Source organism: Agrobacterium deltaense RV3 (genome assembly GCF_900013505.1).
GTDB classification, from domain to species: Bacteria; Pseudomonadota; Alphaproteobacteria; order Rhizobiales; family Rhizobiaceae; genus Agrobacterium; species Agrobacterium leguminum.
Genome location: NZ_LT009745.1, coordinates 2,744,749 through 2,770,457 on the forward strand (window position 1 = coordinate 2,744,749; position 25,709 = coordinate 2,770,457).

General features: G+C 59.9%; 18 protein-coding genes. 11 read left to right on the forward strand and 7 right to left on the reverse strand.

Annotation, left to right across the window (positions count from 1 at the left end; translation table 11 throughout):
• The first annotated feature begins 94 nt into the window (after nt 1-94).
• Genes leuS through holA form a run of 3 tightly spaced genes read left to right on the forward strand, consistent with a single transcriptional unit; the run spans nt 95 to nt 4,312 of the window.
• Entirely contained in the window at nt 95-2,725 is a 2,631-nt protein-coding gene (gene leuS, locus AGR7B_RS13750; protein WP_080856874.1) for a leucine--tRNA ligase, read from the forward strand.
• Nucleotides 2,718-3,263 carry an LPS assembly lipoprotein LptE gene (gene lptE, locus AGR7B_RS13755; protein ID WP_161987770.1) on the forward strand — a complete coding sequence of 182 codons (546 nt, stop codon included), beginning with the start codon at nt 2,718-2,720 and terminating at the stop codon, nt 3,261-3,263. Before leuS ends, lptE begins: the two co-directional genes overlap by 8 nt.
• An 11-nt stretch (nt 3,264-3,274) precedes the next feature.
• On the forward strand, nt 3,275-4,312 hold the full coding sequence (gene holA / locus AGR7B_RS13760; protein WP_080856875.1) for a DNA polymerase III subunit delta: 1,038 nt from the start codon (nt 3,275-3,277) through the stop codon (nt 4,310-4,312).
• Nucleotides 4,313-4,387: 75 nt separating this feature from the next.
• Here holA and fdxA read toward each other — a convergent pair whose 3' ends face one another.
• The 4 genes from fdxA to AGR7B_RS13785 form a co-directional block, all read right to left on the reverse strand.
• The gene (fdxA, locus tag AGR7B_RS13765; protein WP_003520294.1) at nt 4,388-4,726 is read right to left on the reverse strand and encodes a ferredoxin FdxA; all 339 of its coding nucleotides are present in this window, start codon (nt 4,724-4,726) and stop codon (nt 4,388-4,390) included.
• A gap of 158 nt (nt 4,727-4,884) precedes the next feature.
• Nucleotides 4,885-5,301 carry an RNA-binding S4 domain-containing protein gene (locus AGR7B_RS13770; protein ID WP_078052312.1) on the reverse strand — a complete coding sequence of 139 codons (417 nt, stop codon included), beginning with the start codon at nt 5,299-5,301 and terminating at the stop codon, nt 4,885-4,887.
• Nucleotides 5,302-5,305: 4 nt separating this feature from the next.
• Complete coding sequence (locus tag AGR7B_RS13775) at nt 5,306-8,386, reverse strand: helicase-related protein (RefSeq protein ID WP_078052311.1); 3,081 nt, start codon at nt 8,384-8,386, stop codon at nt 5,306-5,308.
• Nucleotides 8,387-8,843: 457 nt separating this feature from the next.
• Complete coding sequence (locus AGR7B_RS13785; protein WP_425352610.1) at nt 8,844-10,169, reverse strand: ubiquinone biosynthesis hydroxylase; 1,326 nt, start codon at nt 10,167-10,169, stop codon at nt 8,844-8,846.
• Here AGR7B_RS13785 and tesB point away from each other — a divergent pair.
• From tesB to AGR7B_RS13815, 6 genes are all read left to right on the forward strand, one after another.
• The gene (gene tesB / locus AGR7B_RS13790) at nt 10,145-11,029 is read left to right on the forward strand and encodes an acyl-CoA thioesterase II (RefSeq protein WP_078052310.1); all 885 of its coding nucleotides are present in this window, start codon (nt 10,145-10,147) and stop codon (nt 11,027-11,029) included. The genes AGR7B_RS13785 and tesB overlap by 25 nt on opposite strands.
• A 212-nt stretch (nt 11,030-11,241) precedes the next feature.
• The gene (locus AGR7B_RS13795; RefSeq protein WP_004444057.1) at nt 11,242-11,592 is read left to right on the forward strand and encodes a P-II family nitrogen regulator; all 351 of its coding nucleotides are present in this window, start codon (nt 11,242-11,244) and stop codon (nt 11,590-11,592) included.
• 29 nt (nt 11,593-11,621) lie between these two features.
• On the forward strand, nt 11,622-12,971 hold the full coding sequence (locus tag AGR7B_RS13800; RefSeq protein WP_121490421.1) for an ammonium transporter: 1,350 nt from the start codon (nt 11,622-11,624) through the stop codon (nt 12,969-12,971).
• Nucleotides 12,972-13,185: 214 nt separating this feature from the next.
• On the forward strand, nt 13,186-15,852 hold the full coding sequence (locus tag AGR7B_RS13805) for a DNA translocase FtsK (protein ID WP_162934135.1): 2,667 nt from the start codon (nt 13,186-13,188) through the stop codon (nt 15,850-15,852).
• Nucleotides 15,853-15,902: 50 nt separating this feature from the next.
• Nucleotides 15,903-16,628 (forward strand): outer membrane lipoprotein carrier protein LolA, encoded by a 726-nt coding sequence (locus AGR7B_RS13810; RefSeq protein ID WP_052025744.1) that lies wholly within the window; start codon nt 15,903-15,905, stop codon nt 16,626-16,628.
• Nucleotides 16,629-16,790: 162 nt separating this feature from the next.
• On the forward strand, nt 16,791-17,594 hold the full coding sequence (locus AGR7B_RS13815; protein WP_065656875.1) for an exodeoxyribonuclease III: 804 nt from the start codon (nt 16,791-16,793) through the stop codon (nt 17,592-17,594).
• A 20-nt stretch (nt 17,595-17,614) separates the two neighbouring features.
• Here AGR7B_RS13815 and AGR7B_RS13820 read toward each other — a convergent pair whose 3' ends face one another.
• A complete protein-coding gene (locus tag AGR7B_RS13820) occupies nt 17,615-18,070 on the reverse strand; it encodes a cyclic nucleotide-binding domain-containing protein (protein ID WP_003520283.1) in 456 nt (151 codons plus the stop codon).
• 147 nt (nt 18,071-18,217) lie between these two features.
• On the reverse strand, nt 18,218-18,901 hold the full coding sequence (locus AGR7B_RS13825) for a response regulator transcription factor (protein ID WP_003505216.1): 684 nt from the start codon (nt 18,899-18,901) through the stop codon (nt 18,218-18,220).
• 286 nt (nt 18,902-19,187) lie between these two features.
• On the opposite strand from AGR7B_RS13825, the gene AGR7B_RS13830 reads away from it, so the two are divergent.
• Nucleotides 19,188-19,691 (forward strand): L,D-transpeptidase family protein, encoded by a 504-nt coding sequence (locus AGR7B_RS13830; RefSeq protein ID WP_121490425.1) that lies wholly within the window; start codon nt 19,188-19,190, stop codon nt 19,689-19,691.
• A 72-nt stretch (nt 19,692-19,763) separates the two neighbouring features.
• Here the strand turns inward: AGR7B_RS13830 and AGR7B_RS13835 are convergent, their stop codons facing one another.
• Nucleotides 19,764-20,333 carry a CarD family transcriptional regulator gene (locus tag AGR7B_RS13835; RefSeq protein ID WP_003505223.1) on the reverse strand — a complete coding sequence of 190 codons (570 nt, stop codon included), beginning with the start codon at nt 20,331-20,333 and terminating at the stop codon, nt 19,764-19,766.
• A 541-nt stretch (nt 20,334-20,874) separates the two neighbouring features.
• Between AGR7B_RS13835 and AGR7B_RS13840 the strand changes: the two genes are divergently transcribed.
• Nucleotides 20,875-25,635 (forward strand): NAD-glutamate dehydrogenase, encoded by a 4,761-nt coding sequence (locus tag AGR7B_RS13840; RefSeq protein WP_080856877.1) that lies wholly within the window; start codon nt 20,875-20,877, stop codon nt 25,633-25,635.
• The last annotated feature ends 74 nt before the right edge of the window (nt 25,636-25,709 follow it).

A 25,709-nucleotide genomic window follows, 5' to 3' on the forward strand; every position in this document is an offset into this window, starting at 1 on the left:
GAACGCCCGAATGCCCCGCCAAACTTGACGCCCCGGTCGTTTCATGGTGAAGGTCAGCGCAAATTTTTCCCCTCGATACCCGGAATTTTAGACAATGGCCATCGAACGTTACAATCCTCGCGACGCCGAGCCGCGCTGGCAGCAGAAATGGAACGAAGACAAGGTTTTCGTGACCGACAACAGCGATCCGCGCGAGAAATATTACGTTCTGGAGATGTTTCCCTATCCGTCGGGACGCATCCACATGGGCCATGTCCGCAACTATGCCATGGGCGACGTGGTCGCCCGCTACAAGCGCGCCCGCGGTTTCAACGTCCTGCACCCGATGGGCTGGGACGCCTTCGGCATGCCTGCCGAAAACGCCGCCATGCAGAACAAGGTTCACCCGAAGGACTGGACCTACCAGAACATCGCCACCATGCGCGGCCAGCTGAAATCCATGGGCCTTTCGCTGGACTGGACCCGCGAATTCGCGACCTGCGACGTGGAATATTACCACCGCCAGCAGGCGCTGTTCGTCGATTTCATGGAAAAGGGTCTGGTCTACCGCAAGCAGTCCAAGGTCAACTGGGACCCGGTCGACCATACGGTTCTCGCCAACGAGCAGGTGATCGACGGCCGTGGCTGGCGCTCCGGCGCGCTGGTCGAACAGCGCGAGCTGACGCAATGGTTCTTCCGCATCACCGATTTCAGCCAAGACCTGCTGGACGAGCTGGATACGCTCGACCAATGGCCGGAAAAAGTGCGCCTGATGCAGAAGAACTGGATCGGCCGCTCCGAAGGCCTGTCGCTGCGCTGGCAGACGGTCGCCGGGACAGTGCCGGAAGGTTTCTCCGACATCACCGTATATACGACACGCCCGGACACCCTGTTCGGCGCCTCCTTCCTGGCAATTGCCGCCGACCACCCGCTGGCGAGAGAACTGTCCGCGAACAACCCGGCGATTGCCGAGTTCTGCGACGAATGCCGCCGCCATGGCACCTCGCTCGCAGCACTCGAAACGGCTGAAAAGAAGGGTATCGATACCGGCGTCAAAGTCGTCCACCCACTGGACCCCAACTGGGAACTGCCGGTCTACGTCGCCAATTTCGTGCTGATGGACTATGGCACCGGCGCGATCTTCGGTTGCCCCTCCGGCGACCAGCGCGACCTGGACTTTGCGCGCAAATACGGCCTGCCGGTCGTGGCGGTCGTCGCCCCCGAAGGGCCTGATGCTGCAAGCTTCACGGTCGATGACACCGCCTACACCGACGACGGCGTGATGATCAATTCCGGCTTCCTGAATGGTATGAAAACGACGGATGCCTTCGAGGCGGTCGTGCAGAAGCTGTCGGCGCAGACGCTGGGCAACGCGCCTCAGGCCGAGCGCAAGGTCAATTTCCGTCTGCGCGACTGGGGCATTTCCCGTCAGCGTTACTGGGGATGCCCGATCCCGGTCATCCATTGCGAAGTCTGCGGCGTCGTGCCGGTCCCGAAGAAGGACCTGCCGGTCAAGCTGCCTGACGATGTGACGTTCGACGTGCCCGGCAACCCGCTGGACCGGCACCCCACGTGGCGCCATGTCTCCTGCCCGCAATGCGGCCATGACGCACGCCGCGAAACCGACACGATGGATACTTTCGTCGATTCCAGCTGGTATTACACGCGCTTCACCGCGCCGTGGGAAGACGCACCGACCGATCCGAAGGTCGCCAACCACTGGCTGCCGGTCGATCAGTATATCGGGGGCATCGAGCACGCTATCCTGCATCTGCTCTATTCGCGCTTCTTCACCCGCGCCATGCGCGAAACCGGCCATGTCGGCGTCAAGGAACCCTTCAAGGGACTGTTCACGCAGGGCATGGTGGTGCACGAGACCTATAGCCGCGGCGAAGGCACCGCACGCGAATGGGTGCCGCCGGCCGACCTCAGGATCGAGGAAAGCGACGGCACGCGCCGCGCATTCCTGCTCTCTTCCGGCGAAGAGGTGAAAATCGGCTCCATCGAGAAGATGTCGAAGTCGAAGAAGAACGTGGTTGACCCCGACGATATCATCGCGTCCTACGGCGCCGATACCGCACGCTTCTTCGTGCTGTCGGACTCTCCGCCCGATCGTGACGTCATCTGGTCCGAAGCCGGGGTGGAAGGCGCAAACCGATTCGTTCAGCGCGTCTGGCGCATCATCGGCGAAGCAGCGGAAGAACTGAGAACCGTTCAGCCGAAGCCTGCGACCGAAGGCGAAGGCTTGGCGGCCTCCAAGGTGGCGCACAAGACGCTGAAGGCTGTTCAGGAAGACTTGGACAAGCTCGCCTTCAACAAGGCCATCGCCCGCATCTACGAACTGGTCAACGCGCTGGCCGGCCCGCTCGCCGATGTTGCTTCTGGCGGCAAGTCTGAGGACGTCAAGGCGGCCGCGCGCGACGCCGTCGAAATCCTCATCCGCATCATCGCCCCCATGACGCCGCATCTGGCGGAAGAATGCTGGTCCGCACTGGGCAATACGGGCCTCGTGGCCCAGACGCCATGGCCGGCCTTCGTCGCTTCGCTTGTCGAGGAAAACGATGTGGTCATGCCCGTGCAGGTCAACGGCAAGAAGCGTGGCGAATTGACAATCGCGCGCGATGCGGATCAAGATGCGGTCCGAACGGCCGCCCTTGCGCTGGATGCCGTCAAATCCATTCTTGCCGGTGGCGAGCCCAAGAAAGTCATCGTGGTTCCGCAGAGGATTGTGAACATTGTTGTCTGACGTTTTTTCAAGATGGGGCCGCGTCGCGGCAGCGATTTCCGTCGTGACGATGGCTGGTCTTCTGGCAGGCTGCCAGGTGCGCCCGCTTTATGGGGAAGCTTCGGGAACCAAGGAGAGACTGGCGGCCGTCAGCGTCTCCGAGACCGGCGGCAGAGTCGGGCAGGAAGTCCGCAACCAGCTGATCTTTCTGATGTCCGGCGGTGCTGGCGAACCCGCCACGGCGCAATATAACGTCAAGGTTTCCGTAAGCTCGAGCGCGACGTCAACGGAAGTGCAGAATTACGACCTGACGACCCGCGCGAACAACAATTACGATGGCCCATACCCTGGTCGTGTCGTGATGAGCGGTCAATATGTGCTGACACGCGTTTCCGACGGTCAAATCCTTCGCTCTGCACGGCGTAGCGTGACGGCGCAGGTGGACCTGCCGCAGCAGGAATTCGCCAAGATCAGGGCAACCCGCGACGCCGAGAACCGTGCGGCCCGGGAACTGGCTGAAATCATCCGCACCGATATCGCCGCCACGCTCGGCCGCTGAGAGCGGCGGCCGTGACGGAGATAAAGTCCCATGAATTTGAGCGCTTCGCCGAAAATCCGGCGGAGCGCTTTCGCGTTTTCGTGCTTTACGGCCCGGATCGCGGTCTCGTATCGGAACGCGCAGGCGTCATCGCCAAAAAGACCGGTATCGATCCCGATGACGCTTTCGCATCGCTGAAACTGACCGCATCCGATCTGCAGGGCGACCCCGGCCGTCTGCTCGACGAGGTGAATGCCATCGGCCTTTTCGGCGGCGAAAAACTCGTCTGGGTCAAAAGTGCTTCGGCCGAAAAGGCGCTGGTGGATGCACTCCAGATCCTTGCCGAGACGCCGCCGGAAGCAAGCTTCCTCATCATCGAAGCAGGCGACATCAAGAAGGGTACGGGACTGCGCAAGATCGCAGAACCGGCGCGCTCCATCGCTGCGATTCCCTGTTACGCCGACGATGCGCGCTCATTGAACGCATTGATCGATCAGGAACTCTCCGCCGATAATCTGCGCATTGCACCAGCCGCAAGACAGAGGCTCATCGAATCCCTGGGTGGTGACCGTATCGCCTCGCGCAATGAAATCCGCAAGCTGGCACTCTATTGCCGTGGGGCCGACGTGGTCGAGGAAGACGATGTGCTAGCGATCATCGGAGACGCCAGCACGGTTTCCGCAGACGATGCCGTCGACGCCATTCTGAAAGGCGACAGAAACGCCTTTTTCCACGCGACGCAGAAGATCGTCTCTTCGAAGACCCCGATCTTTCTTGTGCTCCAGGGGTGCCTCAAGCAATTCCAGTTACTCGACCAGATGCGGGCCGAAATGGATGAGAAAAAACTGCAGGCCGGTCAGGTCATGCAGACACTCGGACGCCACATCCATTTCCGCAGAAAACCCATCATCGAAAGAGCCCTGCGAACCTGGCAGCCAGCGGCGATCGCACGCGAGATGAACCGCCTGCAGGCCGCCATCCTGCAAAGCCGTCAGCGGCAAAGCCTGGAGGAAAGCGCGGCCCTTCTGACATTGCTGTCGACCACGCTGCAATCCGGCCGCGGCGGATGAGGCCCAGCAAAAAGCCCTCGCGCTGCTGCTGCGAGGGCTTTTTAAATCATGGTTTCGCGGTCAGGCCGTAAAAACTCAGTCGCCCTGTCCGGGCTCGGCGGAGAAATAGAGCTCGAGCTTGCCTTCGACACCGTCCATTTCCTTGGCTTCCGGCATCGGGTCGCGCTTGATCGTGATATTAGGCCAGATTGCCGCATATTCGGCATTGAGCTTCAGCCATTTGTCGAGACCCGGCTCCGTATCGGGCTTGATGGCTTCGGCGGGACATTCCGGTTCGCACACACCGCAATCGATGCATTCATCGGGATTGATCGCGAGGAAATTTTCACCCTCGTAAAAGCAGTCGACGGGGCAGACCTCAACGCAATCGGTATATTTGCAGCGGATGCAATTGTCGGTCACGACATATGTCATGATGAACTCCAGAATATGCAGGCCGGGTCTGTGGGCTTCGGAACACAAGCCGTCGCCCGGAATTCAGACAGGGCAATTTCGCAAGTGACGTAATGCCTTTGCTTGCAGATAGCAAGGATAAACAATTCTGAAAAACGGGTGCGACCCGGAGGTTTATTCTAATCTTTGCTTCCGTCGCTGTCAGACAGAAACCTGTCGAGCGCCCTGCGCTCTTTTTTGGTGGGACGCCCGCTGCCCGGCTGGCGCAACGCCTGCTCGAGAGGTGTCAGCCTGTCGGAAGGTTCCCGTGGCGGCGTCTCGTCGTCATAGAGAAGTCTGGCTTCTTCATAGGGTCCACGCCGTGTTCCGCCGGACCTGACGACAAGCACCTTGTCCATCCGCTCGAAGCCGATCTCCAGCCTGTCGCCCGCCTTCACCACATGGCTGGACTGGCGAATGGCAATGCCGTTGACCTTGACGTGGCCAGACTGAATGTAGCTCTGGGCAAGCGAACGGGATTTTGCCATGCGGGCAAAGAACAGCCACTTGTCCAGACGCTGACGCGTGCTTTCCAGTGGCTGTTCGCTGCTTCCCATGGGCTTACTTCTTCAGTTGCTCCTTGAGAGCAGCGAGCTTTGCGAAAGGCGAATCCGGATCGAGCGGCTTTTCCTTGCGCGGCGGCTTGGCTTCGAAGCGCTGCTGACCCTGCGGCTTTCCGCCACGGTCATTGCGTTCCGGCCGGTCCTTGCGCTCCCCGCGATCGTGACGATCATTGTTGCGGTTGTTGCCACGGTCCGGACGGCCGCCATCGCGCTTGCGCTCGCCGTCGCCACTGCGATTGGCAGCTTCACGGTTTGCACCGTCACGATTGTCGCGACGGCCTTCGCCACGACGCTCGCCCTGTTCGCGCGCTCCTTCACCACGGCCCTGACCGCGATTGCCGGGACGACGGTTTTCGCCACGCTGATTTTCGTTACGACCACCCGGACGCCACAGAAGAACGGGCTTGGGCTCGGCGGCCTCGGCGCCTTCCGGCACGGCCTCGGCTGCGACAGCCTCTTCGCTGGCAGCTTCCGCAACCGGCGCCTCGACAGCTTCGCCTTCGACAGCAGCCGCCGTCTCGGACACCTGTTCTTCGGAAGCCGGCTCGTGTTCCTCGGTCTCGACGCTTTCCTCTTCAGCCGTCGCCGCTTCCGCGGCTGCCGGAGCAGAGGCACCGGCGTGGCTGGCGAGGAAGGCCTGCGCCTCTTCCGCCGTCACCTGATCGGCGCGGTAACCGAGGCCCTTCAGAATTTCTTCCATGTCATCAAGCGTCGCGCCGAGAATGGAAAGCATGGCGGTCGTTGTCGTGAAACGGCGACCGTCATAGGCGCCTTCCGGACGCGGCTGCTGACCGGGCTTCCACTGCAGCAGCGGGCGGATGAGATCGGCCAGACGCTCGAGAATGTCGATACGCACGGCGCGCTTTCCGAGGAAGCGGAAACCGGCGAGCTTGTAGAACATGCGCTCGAAGCTGGCATCGGTGACGACCGAGGTACGGCCTGCGGCCAGCACCGGAATGAGATCGCCGTAACCCGGCTTGCCGAGACCGTCATTCTTCAAAGCCCAGAGCAGCGTCACAAGCTCCGCCGGAGCGGGCTTCAGAAGCGCTGGCAGGAAAACGTGATAAGCGCCGAAACGAACGCCGTAACGGCGCATGGAGGCGCGCGCATCCTGATCGAGAGACTTCACGTCTTCGGCAACGTCGCGGCGGAACAGCACGCCTAGATTTTCCACGAGCTGGAACGCCAGACCCTTCGCCAGACCCTGAAGGTCTTCGGCGCGGGAAATATCGTCCAGCGGCTTCAGCACGGTCGCAATCTGATGATTGACGAAACGCTCGACGCGCGCCAGCGCGTGATCACGGGCATTGCCGTTCAGCTGCTCGTCGGCAAGCAGGATCACCCGCGGCTTCATGATGTTGTCGCCGGCCGAAAGGCGGGCAACCGGTTCGCCCAACCAGCGAACCAGACCATCGGAGCTCAAAGCGAGATCGCCATTTCCACTGGCATGCAGACGCGCGGCACGCGCCTCGAATTCGAGCGCAAGCGCCTTCTGCGCCGCAGCCTGCACGGCCTTCTGATCCGGCCCTTCCATTCCCGGCACCGGCGTGAACCGGAACCCGGCCAACTGGCCGACGTGATGACCTTCTACGAAGACATCACCATTTACACTGATTTCAGCTTCAAGCATCGCATTCTCTCTCAGGCGCCTCATGAGCACAGATGTCCTGCGATCAACAAAGCGTTTCGTCAACCTTTCATGTAGCGCATCGGACAATCGATCCTCGATTTCCCGAGTCTTTTCTTGCCAGTGTGTCGGATCGGCAAGCCATCCTGGGCGGTTCGATACATAAGTCCATGTTCTGATCTGCGCAATCCTCGCAGACAAGGTATCGATCTCTCCATCCGTCCGGTCGGCGCGACGCACCTGCTCGGCCATGAAATCCTCGTTCACCGCCCCGCGTTTGACGAGGTCGAAATAGAGCGTGGAGATCAGGTCCGCATGCTGGGCAGGAGCAATGCGGCGATAGTCTGGAAGAGCGCACGCCTCCCAGAGTTTTTCCACCCGCGCATCGCTCGTCGTCACATCGATGATCTCGGGATAACGCGACAGATATTCCAGCGCCTGCTGGTCGATTGCCGGCAGGGCGCGCGAAAGTCCCTGGATCGCCGGCGCGGCATCGAGGCTCAGGCGCAGATTGGCGATGGAGGAAAAATCGAAATTTTTCGTGCGCCACTGCAGAACCTTAACCGCATCGAACTGATGGGTTTCGATCCGCTCCACCAGCTCGTCATCGAACGGATCGACACGCCCCGTCACGCCGAATGTGCCATCGCGAAGATGGCGGCCGGCGCGGCCGGCGATCTGGCCGATCTCGCCGGGATTGAGATTGCGGAACTGATAACCGTCGAATTTTCGGTCCTGCGCGAAGGCGACATGGTCGACATCGAGGTTGAGACCCATGCCGATGGCGTCCGTCGCCACCAGATATTCGACGTCGCCGGACTGGTAGAGCCCCACCTGCGCATTGCGCGTGCGCGGCGAAAGCGCGCCCAGCACCACGGCAGCACCGCCGCGCTGGCGGCGCACCAGCTCGGCGATGGCATAGACCTCATCGGCGGAAAAGGCGACAATCGCCGTGCGCTGCGGCAGGCGGGTTATCTTCTTCTGGCCCGCATAAAAGAGCTGCGACAGGCGCGGCCGCTCGACCACAGTTATTCCCGGCAGCAGCTTCTCGAGGATAGGACGCATCGTCCCGGCGCCGAGCAGCAGCGTTTCCTCCCGCCCGCGCAGATGCAGCACCCGGTCGGTGAAGATGTGCCCGCGTTCGAGATCGCCCGCCAGCTGCACCTCGTCGATCGCAACGAAGGCGGCCGTCGTCTCGCGCGGCATGGCTTCCACCGTGCAGACGGAATATTTGGCTTTGGGAGGCGCGATTTTTTCTTCGCCGGTAATCAGCGCCACATTCGGCGCACCCACCTTTTCAACGAGGCGGGTATAGACCTCCCGCGCCAGAAGACGCAGCGGCAGGCCAATGACACCGCTGCCATGCGCGACCATCCGCTCGATCGCGTAATGGGTCTTGCCGGTATTGGTGGGGCCGAGAACGGCCGTGACACCGCGGCCGCTCAGGATCATGGGGCGAAAATTCAACGTACTATCCGCGAATCGACTTCATCTGCTTGCCGTGCGCCCAGCATTGCTGATGCGGGCCGCACGCACCACACATGGCAACGCCCGCCGACAAAGGCAATAGGCCTCACCCGCAAAGTGGCGCAGGGCGACCAGTCGACGGAATTTTCCGTTCAGATTCAGCTATTTGAACAAATAAAAAGAATCCGGCGAAAATGAAATCGATTCGGCTGCGGAACAGTCTGCGAACGAATCGAATACGAATCGCTGACTCTATGGGATTCAGCTTTTGTTCTCCGCAATATCTGGTTGGCCAAGGCGGAGATCGTACCAGATTATGAATCCGAATAAGTCCTTGGCCGGATTCAGCTTTACGGCAAAGCCGCCGGGCATGAAATCCCGGAATCGGCTGTCAAGCGGCAATACCGGAAAAGCCGATCAGAAACATACAGGAGGAGTCGGATCAGAGCGCCTCGCCGGCAAGCAGACGCGGCGCATTCGCATCCGTCGTGCCGGCGGCCTGACCGATGAAATAGGATTTGAGACCCGGCAAACGATCCACCACGCCGAGACCGAAATCACGCATGATACGGATAGGGCCAATATCGTTGGAGAAAAGCCGGTTCAGCACATCCGTCGTCACGCCCATCCGCAACGTGTCGAAACGCCGCCACGACTGGTAACGCTCCAGAACGTTGAGTGAGCCGATATCGAGGCCGAGCCGGTCGGCCTCGACCACGGTTTCGGCGAGAGCCGCCACGTCCTTGAAGCCAAGATTGAGGCCCTGCCCGGAAATCGGGTGAATGCCGTGGGCCGCATCGCCCGCAAGCGCAAAACGCGGCGCAACGAAAGAACGCGCCAGCGTCAGACCCAGTGGGAAGGCGCGGCGGGGACCAACCGGACGAAGAGGACCCAGCTTGTGACCGAACCGGCGCTCCAGTTCCTCCTCGAACACCAGATCGTCGGAGGCTACCAGCCTGTCGGCATCGGCCGTGCGTTCGGTCCAGACGAGCGAAGAGCGATTTCCCTTCAGCGGCAGGATGGCGAAGGGGCCGGATGGCAGGAAATGCTCTTCGGCGCAGCCCTCATGCGGCCGCTCATGCTCAACGGTCGTCACGATACCGGACTGATCGTAAGCCCAGTGCACGGTCTTGATACCGGCCATGTCCCTGAGCGCGGAGCGAACGCCGTCACAGGCAATCAGCAATCGCGCTTCGAGCGTCGAGCCGTCAGAAAGGCAAATGGCCGTCGACTGGGGACCCGCGGAAAAATCGGAAACACTGAGACCGTGACGGATTTTTATGCCAAGGCGCTCGCACAGGCCTCGCAATGCGCCCACCAGAGCGACGTTCGGAACCATATGGGCAAACGGCCTGCCTTCTTCCACGGCGCCGTCGAAAGTCAGGAACACGGGACGCACCGGATCGGCGGTCTTCGAATCGGTGACGATCATCTTGTGTATCGGCTGCGCTTCCGGCTCGATCTCGTTCCATATGCCGAAAACATCGAGCATCCGGGTGGCTGCGGCAATAATGGCGGAAGCGCGAACGTCCTTCGACCAGACATCCTCGGGAGAGGCCTCAACCACCTGCACATCAAGATGCCGGGCCGCCTGCTTGATTGCGACAGCAACGGAAAGACCGACATATCCGCCGCCTGCCACCACTACGTCCAGCATCGCGCTTCTCCTCGAATCTTGTGCACGCATCATCGGCGCACTATAGACCATGTGACGTCTTCCTACAGCCGGAGCAGGCCGAAAAAATGTCGCATCCCTCGCAAACGTCAGACCCGATGGCCAATCTCATCGCCACACTCGATCTTGAGAAGCTGGAAGAGAACCTGTTCCGGGGCGAAAGCCCGCAGATCGGCTGGCAGCGGGTTTTCGGCGGCCAGGTCATCGCGCAGGCCCTGATCGCCGCGCAAAGAACCGTGGATAACGACCGTTTCGTGCATTCGCTGCATGCCTATTTCATGCGCCCCGGCGATCCGCTGGTGCCTATCGTCTACCAGGTGGAGCGCATCCGCGACGGCGCGAGCTTCTGCACACGCCGGGTGGTCGCCATCCAGCATGGCAAGGCCATTTTTTCCATGTCGGCGTCGTTTCAGATTTTCGAGGATGGTTTCGACCATCAGATCAAAATGCCTGACGTGACGCCGCCTGAAAATCTGATGAGCGAAGAGCAGATGCAGGCGGCCTTTCTTGCCAAGGCGCCCGCCTCTATCCGCAAATACTGGAGCAACAAGCGGCCGATAGAGATACGGCCGGTATCGCTGACCCACTATATCTCCAGGGAAAAACTCGAACCGCAACAGGATATCTGGGTTCGCGCCGTCGGCGATGTGCCTGATGATCCGCGCCTGCAATCGGCCATTCTCGCTTATCTGTCGGATATGACCCTGCTCGACACCTCCCTCTACGCCCATGGCACGACCATCTTCGATCCGTCCATTCAGGTGGCGAGCCTCGACCACGCCATGTGGTTCCACCGCCCCTGCCGACTGGATGACTGGCTGCTCTACACACAGGACAGCCCCAGCGCTTCCGGCGCACGCGGTTTGACCCGTGGCAATATTTTCACCAGACAGGGTGAACTGGTCGCCTCCGTGGCGCAGGAGGGTTTGATCCGCAAAAGGGCAAATGATTAAATAATGTGCTTTTTCTGAAAATCGCACATTTAATAGACGCAAATTTTGGCGACAAATGCCCCTTTTTCAGACGCCCTTCATATAAGTTTTATATTTCAATACGTTAGATACACACTCAAAACTGGCACGCCCTTTGAATGTATGTCCGCAGTCGCTGTTACTGATCTGCCAGCGGCAGGAGAGTCGGCTCCGTGCCGAGGACAAAACAAAGGATGGGAAACCAGATGAAAATTGTGATGGCCATTATCAAGCCGTTCAAGCTGGATGAAGTGCGCGAAGCGCTCACCGGCGTCGGCATCCAGGGCCTGACCGTGACCGAGGTAAAGGGTTACGGACGCCAGAAGGGGCATACCGAGATTTATCGCGGCACGGAATATGCGGTGAGCTTCCTTCCCAAGCTGAAGATCGAGATCGCAGTTCCATCCGACGTCGTCGACAAGGCCGTCGAAGCGATCGCTTCTGCGGCAAAGACCGGGCAGATCGGTGACGGCAAGATCTTCGTCTACTCTATCGAACAGGCCGTGCGCATCCGTACCGGCGAAACCAACACAGAAGCGCTTTGAAGCACGGCTGACAGGGGAGTTTTCTAACTATGCAACTCAACAAGTTTTCAACGCTCGGCAAGCTGGGCGCCGCAGCGGCGGCCCTGATGGCTCCGGCCATCGCCTTTGCCCAGGATGCAGCGCCGGCAGTGGCCGCGGCCGCTCCCGTTCCGGAAAAAGCCGACACCGCATTCATGTATGTCGCGACGATCCTCGTGCTTTTCATGATCATTCCGGGCCTCGCCCTGTTTTACGGCGGTCTTGTCCGCACCAAGAACATGCTCTCCGTTCTCATGCAGTGCACGGTCGTCGGCGCAGTCATGATGCTCGTCTGGGTAATCTACGGTTACTCCTTCGCCTTTGGCGGCGGCACCGGCCCTTATTTCGGCGGTTTCGGCAAGCTGTTCCTGTCGGGCGTTTCGCTTGACAGCACCTCGGCAACCTTCTCTGAGGGCGTCGTGATCTACGAATACACCTTCATCGCCTTCCAGATGACCTTCGCGGCCATCACGCCGGCGCTGATCATCGGCGCCTTCGCAGAACGCGTCAAATTCTCCGCCGTCATCCTCTTCACCATCCTGTGGGCCACCTTCGTCTATTTCCCGATCGCTCACATGGTCTGGGATGCAAACGGCCTGATCTTCGGCATGGGCGCTCTCGACTTCGCTGGCGGCACCGTGGTTCACATCAATGCCGGTATCGCAGGCCTGATCGGCGCGATCATGGTCGGCAAGCGTACCGGCTTCGGCAAGGACATGATGGCCCCCCACTCGATGACGCTGACCCTCGTCGGCGCAGCCATGCTGTGGTTCGGCTGGTTCGGCTTCAACGCCGGTTCCAACCTCGAAGCATCGGGCGGTGCGGTTCTCGCAACCATGAACACCTTCCTCGCAACCGCAGCCGCCATCGTTTCCTGGTCGCTGGTTGAAAGCTTCACCCGCGGCAAGGCCTCCATGCTGGGCGCCGCTTCGGGCATGATCGCCGGTCTCGTCGCCGTCACGCCCGCCGCTGGCTCCGTCGGCCCGATGGGCGCCATCGTTCTCGGCCTCATCGTCTCGCCGATCTGCTACTTCTTCGTCTCCGTGGTGAAGAACAAGTTCGGTTATGACGACACGGCTGACGTCTTCGGCGTACACGGCATTGGCGGCATCATCGGCGCTCTTGGCACCGGCATCTTCACCTCGCCGCTGCTTGGCGGCACAGGCAAGGAAGACTTCTCCATCGCCTCGCAGGTCTGGACGCAGTTCGTCGCCGTCGCCATCACCATCGTCTGGTGCGCCATCGTCTCCGCGATCCTCTACAAGATCGTCGACGTGATCGTCGGTCTGCGGGTTCCGGTCGAAGCCGAACGCGAAGGTCTCGACCTCGCAACCCACGGCGAAGCCGCCTACCACTCCTGATATCCGGGAAAAGGGGTTCTCCATCCCCTCTCCCAAAAGAAGGCCCGCTCCGGCGGGCCTTTTTCTTTGCCGTAAATCTGAAGCGCTTCAAAAAACCGCATGGTTAACACGACATTAACCAGCAAGCGGTTAGTTTTCCCTGTCAATCCGGGATCAGGTCTCCTGCCGGATCTTGCCGAAACCATAAAACGACGGGTTCAGGGACATGGGCAGAATGCATTCTCCGACATTCGATGGTCGTCACACGCGCTTCGTGTTGACGGCGTTTTTCGTGCGTCAGATCATGGCTCTCGCCGGTTTCGCTCTGCTGGCCACGATTGCACTGGGCATCGCCGCGCTCGCGACATGGAATGTCGCGGATCCGAGCCTCTCCTACGCGACAGGAAACCAGCCTACCAATCTTCTGGGTTATGGCGGTGCGATTTTCGCCGATATCGTGATGCAGTTCCTTGGGCTTTCCGCAATCATCTCGCTCCTGCCCGTCATCGCCTGGGCGATCGCGCTGATCGCCGGCCGCAAATTCCACCGCATACCCGTTCGCCTTGTGGCCTGGGTCGCAGGCGCCATCGTCTGCGCCGCCTCGCTCGGCTGTTTTCCGGCCCCCGTGACATGGCCGCTGCCGAACGGCATCGGCGGCGTCATCGGTGACATGATCCTTCGTTTTCCCGCCCTTTTTATCGGCGCTTACCCCACCGGCACGATTGCCACGGTACTGGGCGTGATATTCGCGGCGCCTGCCGCATGGCTGATGCTGTTTGCCGCCGGTGTCGTTGGCGGTCTGGATGACGAGCTGGAACGCGAAGAAGCGGCTCCCGTCACCACCAGCAAGGCCCGCGCCGCCCGTGAGGCCGAAGAGGATGATGAAGACGACGGCGAGGGTTTCTTCGCCAATATGCTCGCCTTCGGCGCGCTGGCGCATTACTGGTACATCACCCAGGCGCGCCTGCGCCGCCTGTTCGGCCTGAAGTCGAAATCACTGCACGATGAATTCGAACATCCTTACGACTTCAACGAATATGAATTCGGCACGCTGAACGAACCGTCGCGCCTCAAGACCGCGATCAACCGCCTCGACCAGCGCGCAGAGCCGTCTTTCGAAGAACGCGCCGCATCGCGTCGCCAGATGTCACCTCCCTCCATCGCCCTCGATCATGACGAGGACATGGATGACGAACAAACCTTCGACGCGGATGGACGCCGGCTGCCGAACGGCATTCTCTCCGACGACGAGTCCGACCAGAAATTCACGGCCCGACAGGCGCCGGGACGCGGGCAGCCCAGAATAACCGCCCCTTCCGCACGCCCGAAGCCCAGTGAGCGCGTGGCAAGGGAAGCGCAGGCCTCTTTCATTGCCGCAGACGGTTTCCAGCTCCCCACCGTCCACCTTCTGGCGGAGCCGAAGAATGTCGTGCGCGACAATATGCTGAGCGAGGAAGTGCTGGAACAGAATGCCCGCCTTCTGGAAGGCGTTCTCGAGGATTTCGGCGTCAAGGGCGAGATCATTCATGTCCGCCCCGGCCCGGTCGTCACGCTCTACGAACTGGAACCGGCACCCGGCATCAAATCGTCGCGCGTCATCGGCCTTGCCGATGACATCGCCCGCTCCATGAGCGCGATCGCCGCCCGTGTCGCCGTCGTGCCCGGCCGCAATGCCATCGGCATCGAACTGCCGAACCAGACGCGCGAAACCGTGTTCCTGCGGGAACTGATCGGCAGCCGCGATTTCGAAAACAGCAAGGCCAAACTCGCCATGGCTCTCGGCAAGACCATCGGCGGCGAACCGGTCATCGCCGATCTCGCCAAGATGCCGCATCTGCTCGTTGCCGGCACCACAGGTTCGGGCAAGTCGGTCGCCATCAACACCATGATCCTGTCGCTGCTTTACCGCATGTCGCCGGAACAGTGCCGGCTGATCATGATCGACCCGAAAATGCTCGAACTGTCGATCTATGACGGCATTCCGCATCTGCTCTCTCCCGTCGTTACCGATCCGAAAAAGGCCGTCGTGGCGCTGAAGTGGACGGTGCGCGAGATGGAAGAGCGCTACAAGAAGATGTCGAAGATCGGCGTGCGCAATATCGACGGCTTCAACAGCCGCGTGCAGCAGGCGCTCGACAAGGGCGAGATACTCACCCGCACGGTACAGACCGGCTTCGACCGCCAGACGGGCGAGGCGATCTACGAAACGGAAGAGTTCGATCTGAAGCCCCTGCCCTATATCGTCGTCATCATCGACGAAATGGCCGACCTGATGATGGTGGCCGGCAAGGACATCGAAGGCGCGGTGCAGCGTCTGGCGCAGATGGCGCGCGCCGCCGGCATCCATGTCATCATGGCGACCCAGCGCCCCTCCGTCGACGTCATCACCGGCACGATCAAGGCAAACTTCCCGACCCGCATCTCCTTCCAGGTGACGTCGAAGATCGACAGCCGCACCATCCTTGGAGAGCAGGGCGCCGAGCAGCTGCTCGGCATGGGCGACATGCTCTATATGGCGGGCGGCGGACGCATCCAGCGCGTGCACGGTCCTTTCGTTTCCGACAACGAGGTGGAAGAGATCGTCGCCTATCTGAAAACACAGGGCGCACCGGAATATCTGGAAGCGATTACCGAGGAAGACGACGAGGAAGGCAATGGCGGCGGCCCGGCCAGCGCCGGCAGTTTCTCCGATTCCGAGGACCCTTACGATCAGGCCGTGGCCGTCGTTCTTCGCGATGGCAAAGCCTCCACCTCTTATGTGCAGCGGCGTCTCGGCATCGGCTATAACCGCGCCGCCTCGCTGATCGAGCGCATGGAGCAGGAGGGCATTATCGGCCCCGCCAACCACGCCGGAAAACGTGAAATACTCGTACCGACGGAAGCAGACATCATCGAGCGGTAACGTCCGCAACCAAGCGGGGCGAAGAAGCGTTATTACACGCTTTCAACGTCATGAAGCCGCCGCCTTTTATGCGGACAATCGCTGCGATGAAGGAGAATAGAATGAACGACCTCACCACCGGCGAAACGGCCAACGCAAACACACCGCAAAACGGCGTGACGCGTCGTGGCGTGCTGACGGCATTTTCCATGGCCGCAATCATGGCCGGCCTGTCGCCGCTTGACGCCTTTGCCCAGGCGGCCGGCAACACGGCGACGGCGCAGAAAATCGCCAATCACTTCTCGTCGGTCAAAACCATGATGGGGGAATTCGTCCAGTTCGGCCCGCGCGGTGAACAGACCGGCGGCAAGTTCTACATCGAACGCCCCGGCAAACTCCGCTTCAACTACGAAGACCCCTCGCCCATGCGGGTCATCGCCGACGGCAAGAACGTCGTTATCGGCAATATGAAGCTCAAGACCTGGGATCTTTATCCGCTTTCCAAGACGCCGCTCAGCCTGCTTCTGTCCGACAAGATCGATCTCGGCAATCAGAAGGTTCGCAACGTCAAGGAAGAATCGGACCTGACCACCATCGTGCTGGGCGACAAGAGCGTCTTCGGCGATTCCACAATTACCCTGATGTTCGATCCGAAGACCTTCGATCTGAGGCAATGGACCACGACCGATGCCCAGAACAAGGACACGACCGTCATGATCTTCAACGTCCAGACCGGCGTGAACCTGGATGAACGCGTCTTCAACATCAATTACGAGGAAGTCCGCAAAGGCGGCTGAGGCTTCAAGCCCCAAGGAAATTCTTGGAAAGGCGACCCTGCGGTCGCCTTTTTCATTTTACCGCTAAAATACATTCCCGTTTTCGTCGCAATGTTATAAGCCTGCGCCCCGGAAACATGTCACGAGCCAGGCGGTTCGCGGCAGTAAAAGCGGAGCACATGCATGTCGTTTTCGATAACCACCTGGAACATCAACTCGGTCAGGCTCAGAATGCCGATTGTTGAGCAGTTTCTGGTACGTTACAAACCCGACATTCTCTGCCTGCAGGAAACGAAATGCCCGAATGGCGAGTTTCCGATGAAGCCGCTGAAGGCGCTCGGTTATGAGCATGTCATCATCCATGGCCAGAAGGGCTATCACGGCGTCGCCATCGCCTCGAAGATTCCGCTGATCGAAGACCATCGGCAGGATTATTGTGGCGTCGGCGATGCGCGGCATATTTCCGCGATTTTCCAGGTCGGATCGCGCCGCGTGCGACTGCATAATTTTTATGTGCCGGCAGGCGGGGACGAGCCGGATCGCTCGATCAATCCGAAATTCGGCCACAAGCTGGATTTTATCGAGGAAATGAAGGCGCTGCGCGCCGATGGCGTGCCTGGCACCTCGTCCATTCTCGTCGGCGATCTCAACATCGCACCGCTCGAAAATGACGTCTGGTCGCACAAGCAGCTTCTGAAGATCGTCAGCCATACGCCCGTCGAAACCGAAGGCATGCTTGACATCATGAAAAAGGGCAACTGGCTCGATCTGATGCGCCTGAACGTGCCGGAGACAGAAAAGATCTATACCTGGTGGAGCTACCGCGCCAAGGACTGGGAAGCGGCTGATCGCGGCCGCCGCCTCGACCACATCTGGTCTTCGCAGGATCTCGGTTCCTCGCTCGAAAAAATCGACATATTGCGCGAGGCCCGCGGCTGGAACCGGCCATCCGACCATGTTCCCGTCACCGCCCATTTCCGATTCTGAACAGGCTGAATTGTCTGGCGTCAGACGAAGCGGTTCTGCAAACGAGCCGCCCCTGCCGCCAGCGACGCGATATTGTCGCGAATACGCGCCGACACGATATCGGCAACCTCCGGAAACTCCTCCACCAGCCGGTGGAAGAGGATGCGCGTTATGCGGATGACTTCGGAATCCTCCACTGCCACGGCAGTAAACTTCCGTTCGCAGAGCGTGAAAAGCGCAAGCTCCGAAAGCAGCGCCCCCTTGCCCGGCGTCGCCTGCAGCACGGGCTTGCCATCCCGCCCTGCCGTGAAAAGCTCGAAATGGCCAGCCGTCACCGCAAAAGCGCATTCGGCCGGCGAGTGTTCCCGAAACAATGTCTGTCCGGCCGATACACGGCGGCGCTCCGCACCGAAGGCGATAAGCCGCAACTGGTCATCGCTGAACCCCGCAAATAACGGCACTTGCCCCAGCAGCATGATATCGTCCGTCAAGGCCATGTCGATCGTTACTCCGGAAAAACGCCTGCACCACTATAGCGGTTTTCCAATATCGGCCCTCAAAATACAAGCTGTTAGAACGCCGCGCGCCTTTTCGGACGCGCAGCGTGAGCTTTGGACACATAACAGGTAAAAAGAAGCACCTGCTCAGGGAACGATCTTGTATCCGCCGTTCTCGGTCACCAGAATCTCGGCGTTGGACGGGTCGCGTTCGATCTTCTGGCGCAGACGATAGACATGCGTTTCCAGCGTATGCGTTGTCACACCGGAATTGTAACCCCAGACCTCTTCCAGCAGGACGTCGCGGGTAACGACGGTGCTGCCGGCGCGGTAGAGATAACGGATGATCGCCGCTTCCTTTTCCGTCAGCCGGATTTTCTTGCCGTCCTCCGTCGTCAACAGCTTCTGGCTGGGCTTGAACTGATAGGGACCGACGGTGAAAACCGCATCCTCACTCTGCTCGTATTGACGCAGCTGCGCCCGGATACGCGCCAGAAGCACGGCGAAACGGAAGGGTTTCGTCACATAGTCATTCGCCCCGGCTTCCAACCCAAGAATAGTATCGGAATCGGTATCATGCCCGGTCAGCATGATGATCGGCGCCTTGAAGCCGCCCTTGCGCAACAGCTTTACCGCCTCACGGCCGTCCATATCCGGAAGGCCGACATCCATGATCAGAAGATCGACCTGGGCGGTCTTGGCGGTCTGCATCGCCTGCGCGGCATTGGCGCCGCTGAGCAGCGAGAATTCCTCATAGGGAGACAATTGCTCGGTCAGCGTCTCCCGAAGATCGTCGTCATCGTCCACCAGAAGGATAGTGCGAGCCGTCATTCGGATTCTCAGCCTTTCTTACTTTAGCGCATCGGCCCAAAAATCAGGCTCGATTTTCGAGAGACACGATGCGTAGTTTAAAAGAGTTAGAGCGTCCCTTATGCATCCCAAAAGACGCCCGGCGCTCTAATTATCAGCCAATTCAGCGGTTTGCCGATAAAAGGTCAACCCATTGCCATGATATAACGAAGTGCTATGACTTCACGTTAAATAACCTGCAAAGCAAAATCTCGTGAAAAACATGAGCACCCAGCCCGTAAGACAACGTAAACGCGCATCGACGCTCATGGTTCGGCCGGTCCCGTCGAAAATCAGCCGCGCCATCGTCCAGCTCGGGCATCTCACCTTTCCAGCCGCGATCGGACGCAATGGCCGCACTGCGCTGAAACGCGAGGGAGACGGAAAATCTCCCATCTCCACCATCGGCCTGCTGCACGGGTTTTATCGCGGCGACCGCCTTCCCGGCATCGCCACGGCACTGCCGATGCAGCGAACACGCAAGTCCATGCTGTGGTGCGACGAGCCCCGTAGTCCCAGTTACAACAGGCTGGTCAAGGCGCCCTTCGCCCCGAGCCATGAAGAGATGATGCGCAAGGACAGCCTCTACGACGTCTGCCTGGTGCTCGACTGGAATATCACCTCGAGAAGCCGCAACCGCGGCTCGGCAATCTTCATGCATCTGATCAGACCGGGATATGAGCCGACGGCGGGCTGCGTCGCCCTCCATCCCCGTGACATGCGGCGCATCCTGCCGCATCTGCGCAAAGGCACGAAAATCCGCATCCTGTGAATTTCAGCCAGCAATTGGGCAACAAAAAACCCGCCATCAAGGCGGGTTTTTTTAGAGGGAAAAAGCCGGTTATTAAGCGGCTTCGTCCTGAGAATCGTCCTCTTCGACGGTCTTGCCGCGCTTGGGGCCCTTGGCAAGGTTCACTTCCACCAGGCGAACAGCCTCGGTTTCGGACATCTTGTTGACGGCGGCGATTTCGCGCGCCATGCGGTCAAGAGCAGCTTCATAAAGCTGACGCTCGGAATAGGACTGCTCCGGCTGATTTTCCGCACGGTAGAGATCGCGCACGACTTCCGCAATCGCGATGAGATCGCCGGAATTGATCTTCGCATCATATTCCTGCGCGCGGCGCGACCACATGGTACGCTTCACACGCGCCTTGCCCTGCACCACTTTCAGCGCCCGCTCGACAAAATCGCCTTCGGAAAGCTTGCGCATGCCGATGCTGACGGCTTTGGCTACGGGAACTTTAAGACGCATCTTGTCTTTTTCGAAATCAATGACAAAAAGCTCAAGCTTCATGCCGGCGACTTCTTGTTCCTCGATTGCAGAAATGGTACCGACACCATGAGCGGGATACACAATCGCTTCACCGGTCTTGAAACCGTGATGTGCTGGAGATTTCTTCTGCTGGGTCGTCATTCGTTCTAAAAACTCCCTGTTACATACCCGGGGATGCCGGGGTTGGGTCGGTCAGGCCCTGATGAGACGGGGGAACCGTCAGGTGACTCCGCACTGGTCCAGCCGTGCACGCAAAAACACACCTTCCCGTCTTGCGGGGTTCGATAACGTAAACGCTCGATATGTCACGGAAACCGCGTGCAAAAGAGGTGTTGCTTTCGTGGTGTTTTTGGGCACACAAATGCCACGCTGTGGATCAGTGTCGTTGGTGTACCACAAAAATAGGCGCAAATCAATAATTTGCTTCGACCGTGGCCGCAACATCACATGGCAGCCAAAGAACCGCCTAAAAATTAGCCGCAGAAATACTGTCAAAATGCTTCGTGACAGGCCTCACGGCAAAAGGAGCAAAAAAATTTCGTTTCCAAACTGAAGAAACACGAAAGCCTCTTAAACTCTTCGTAATTCCACGCCAATATCCGATTCGACTGAAAAGGCAAAATCCGCAAATTGGCGATGCTTTTTTATATTAAAGTGTGATTTTTGGAGGAATCCACGTCAAATGGGCTACAGAAACAATCCAAAACGCGAAAAACAGATCGAAAAAGCGCGCCAGCAGGCAATTGCCGAAAATGTCCAATTTCTTGATCCGGGTATTCTTTATGGAAGGGCGAGCGCCGACGATATAGAATATTATTCCGCTGAGATGCTGGCTGCGAGCGCCGCTCACAGCTTCGAGGCGCTTTCGCACTGGACCGGAGACGCTCCGTACATCGACATCTCCCAGGTGGAGGGCGTTTCGCCGCGGGATATTCCGGTAACGGTCCTGACCATTATCGGCCGCAATATGCCCTTCCTTTACGATTCCGTCATGGGCGAGGTCACCAGCAGCTATCGCGGTCTTTACCTCGCGGTGCACCCGATCCTGGTGCGCGACGAAAGCGCGCAGGCAGGCTACCGTCTTGCGGAACCCGAGGATGATCCCGCTGAAAATATCAGCCTCATCCAGCTGCATATCGCGCCGCTCACGCCGCAAGCCGCCGCAGCGCTGGAAGAAAGACTGCGCTTCGTGCTGACGCAGGTTCAGTTCGCCTATCGCGACTGGCGGCCCATGCTGGCGAAACTCGACGAGGCGCTGGATGAATTGTCCAGGCGCGGCTCGTCACGGCGCAAGACCGAGCGTGCAGAAGCCGTCGAATTCCTCAACTGGCTTCGCAACGACAATTTCACCTTCCTCGGCATGCGTGACTACACCTATTCCGGCAAGGGAAAGAACGCGAAGATCGAGCGCGGTGACGGCGTCGGTCTCGGCAGCCTCAGCGATCCGGATGTCCGCGTGCTGCGTCTCGGCAAGAATGCCGTGACGACGACGCCGGAAATTCTCGCCTTCCTCGACGGCCCGGATTTCCTCATCGTCACCAAGGCCAATGTGAAATCCATCGTGCACCGCCGCGCCTATATGGATTACATCGGCATCAAGCGCTTCGACGAGGACGGCAATGTCATCGGCGAACTGCGCATCGTCGGCCTCTTCACCGCCACCGCCTATACGCGCTCGGTCAAGCAGATACCGCTGCTGCGCGCCAAGGTGGCGGAAGTCGAGCGGCATTTCGGCTTCGATCCGAACAGCCACTCGGGGCGCATCCTGCAGAACACGCTGGAAGCCTATCCGCGTGACGATCTCTTCCAGATCGAAACCGATCTTCTGATCCGCTTCGTCGAGCAGATCATGGAACTGAGCGACCGGCCGCGCGTGCGCGTGCTTGCACGTATCGACCGTTTCGACCGTTTCGTTTCGGCCATCATCTTCGTTCCGCGCGAGGAGTATAATTCCTATGTGCGCGAGAAGATCGGCGATTATCTGAGCAGGGTCTATGACGGGCATATTTCCGCCTATTACCCCGCCTTCCCCGAAGGCGCCGTCGCCCGCGTCCACTTCATTGTCGGCCGAACGGAAGGCAAGACGCCGCGCATCGCCCAGGACAAGCTCGAAGACGCCGTCAGCGACATTGCGGCGCGCTGGATAGACCATTTCGTCGCCCTCTCCGAGCCGGGTGCACCGGTGCTGGAGGTCGATCAGGCCTATCAGGAAGCCTTCACGCCGGAAGAAGCGATCGGCGACATGCCGGATATTCTCGGTGCCGCGAAGGGCGAACCGGTCCGCATCGAATTTTACCAGCAGGAAGGTCAGTCGGCGGAAACGCTGTCGCTCAAGATTTTCCACCGCGACGGCCACCTGCCGCTTTCGCGCCGCGTGCCGCTGCTCGAAAATCTCGGTTTCAACGTCATCAGCGAACGCACCTTCGATATCGGCGTCGTTTCGGACAGCGAAAAGCGCGACATCGTGCTGCACGACATGGAATTGTCCGTCGCCAAGGGAACGACGCTCGATCTGCCGCACTATGGACAGAAACTCGAAGAAGCTTTCCTCGCCGCCTTCTCCGGCAAGGTCGACAATGACAATTTCAACCGCCTGATCCTCGCCTGCGGCCTCACCGTGCGCGAAGTCTCCGTGCTGCGCGCCTATGCGCGTTATCTCCGCCAGACCGGGATCGTCTATTCGCAGGAGCATATTTCCGAGACGCTCTATAAGTATCCGGCGATTTCCCGCAATATTTTCGCGCTGTTCAAGGCCGGCTTCGATCCGTCTGTCGACGAAAAGAAGCGGCTGAAGAAACTCGCCGAAATACACAAGGCAATCGAAGCGGCATTGAGCGGCGTTCCCAATCTCGACGAGGACCGCACGCTCAGGCGTTACGTCAACGCCATCGATGCGACGCTGCGCACCAACTACTTCCAGAAAAATGCCGACGGCACCCCCCGTGACCTTCTGGCATTCAAGTTCGATCCGAAACATCTGGACGGCCTGCCCGATCCCCGCCCCTTCCGCGAAATCTTCGTTTACGGCACCGAGGTCGAAGGCGTGCATCTGCGCTTCGGCAAGGTCGCACGCGGCGGTCTGCGCTGGTCGGATCGCGGCCAGGATTACCGCACGGAAGTGCTCGGCCTCGTCAAGGCGCAACAGGTCAAGAATGCTGTGATCGTTCCGGTCGGCGCCAAGGGCGGCTTCTTCCCGAAGAATCTGCCGGCCGGCGGCTCCCGCGACGAGGTCTTCAATGCCGGCCGCGAGGCCTACAAGACCTATATCCGCACCCTGCTGTCCATCACCGACAATATCGTCGACGATGCCATCGTGCCGCCAGCCGACACGCTGCGGCTCGACGGTGACGACCCCTATTTCGTCGTCGCCGCCGACAAGGGAACAGCAACCTTCTCCGATACGGCAAACGGTCTTGCCCATGAGGCCGGTTTCTGGCTGGACGACGCCTTCGCATCGGGCGGTTCGGCCGGTTACGACCACAAGAAGATGGGTATTACCGCCCGTGGCGCCTGGGAAACGGTGAAACGCCATTTCCGTGAAATGGACACCGACATCCAGACCACCCCCTTCACGGTGGCGGGCGTGGGCGATATGTCCGGCGACGTTTTCGGCAACGGCATGCTGCTGTCGGAAAAGATCAGGCTTATCGCCGCCTTCGATCACCGCGATATTTTCATCGATCCGGACCCCGACACCGACGGGTCCTTTGCCGAACGCAAGCGGCTTTTCGAACTGCCGCGTTCCAGCTGGCAGGATTACGATCGTTCGGCCCTCTCCGCCGGCGCGATGATCATCTCGCGCTCCGAAAAATCGGTGACGCTGACACCGGAAGCCGTGGTCGCCATCGGCATCGACAAATCCGTCGCCACGCCCTTCGAGATCATGACGGCCATCCTGAAGGCGCCAACCGATCTTCTGTGGTTCGGCGGCATCGGCACTTACATCAAGGCGGCGGTGGAAACCAATGCCGAGGTGGGTGACAGGGCGAACGACCCGATCCGCGTCAACGCAACCGAGCTGCGCGCCAAGGTCATCGGCGAAGGCGCCAATCTGGGCATCACCCAGAAGGGGCGCATCGCCTATGCGCTTTCGGGCGGCCGATGCAATTCCGACGCCATCGACAACTCGGCTGGAGTGAACTCCTCGGACGTCGAGGTCAACATCAAGATCGCGCTTGCCTCCGCCGTTAACAGCGGTCGCCTGACGATGCCGAAACGCAACCAGCTTCTTGCTTCCATGACGCCGGAAGTGGCGCAGCTAGTACTGCGCAACAACTACCTGCAATCGCTGGCGATCTCGCTGACGGAGCGGCTGGGCCTTTCGAACCGCGAAGAACTCGGCCGCCTGATGAGCGCGCTGGAGGCGACCGGACAACTGAACCGCAAGGTGGAGACCCTGCCTAACAATGCCGAATTCAGCGAAAGATACGCCACCGGCAAACCGCTGACCCGGCCGGAAATCGGCGTGCTCCTCTCCTATGCCAAGCTCACCTTGTTCGATGCACTGGTGGCAAGCACGCTTCCCGACGAACCCTATCTCCAGCATCTTCTGGTCGATTATTTCCCGGCCAAGATGCAGAAGAACTATGCAGACGATATCAAGTCGCATCGTCTGCATCGCGAGATCGTCGCCACCGCGCTCGCCAATGCCGTCGTCAATCGCGGCGGCCCGGGCTTTGTGCAAAAACTTGCCGATGCGAGCGGCCTTCTGGCGGCCGACGTCGTGAAGGCTGCGGTGATCGTCGAGGATGGTTTCGGTCTCAAACGCCTGTGGAGCGAAGTCGACGCGCTTGACGGAAAGGTCGGCGGTGAAGTCCAGAACGGGCTTTATGCCACGATCACGCGCATCTTCTCGGATGCGAGCAGGCTTTACCTGCAAACCGGGAGCGCCGGTGCGGCCGCAGGTGACATGGCGACCGAAATCGAGCGCCTGAAAACCGCCATCAAGACGCTATCGCCGGCAGCTGCGAAGTATCGTCGCGAACTCGGCGTCAGGGAAATCGACGGCGTTCCCTCCGGTCTTCTGGAGGAACTCGATACGCTTTCCCTGCTCGTCTATGTGCCTGAGATCATGCGCATCGCCGAAAGCGCCGGCACCACGCTTGCCCGCGCCGCCGAAAGCTATGCCACGGTCTCGTCGACCTTCCGCGTCGCGCGTCTGCTGGATGCAAGCCAGCGCATCACACCGGCGGATCATTACGAGAGCCTGGCTCTCCTGCGCAGCCAGGACCAGATCTCCTCGTCGCGACGCCGGATCGTCATCTCCGCGCTGACCGAATATGCCAAGGAAAAGGATCCGGTTCAGGCCTGGTATGCGGCGGACCGCGTGCGGGTCAACCGCATCGTCTCCGAACTCGGCGCGCTCAGCGACAGCGGCGATACCAACCTTGCCCGTCTGACGGTCGCGGCCGGGCTGCTTGGCGATATCGTTCAGGCACGCTGATTGGCAGCCTCAAAAAACGCCATCCGGGTCCTCCCGGATGGCGCCAGACAAGACGGATGCACCCGCATCGCGCA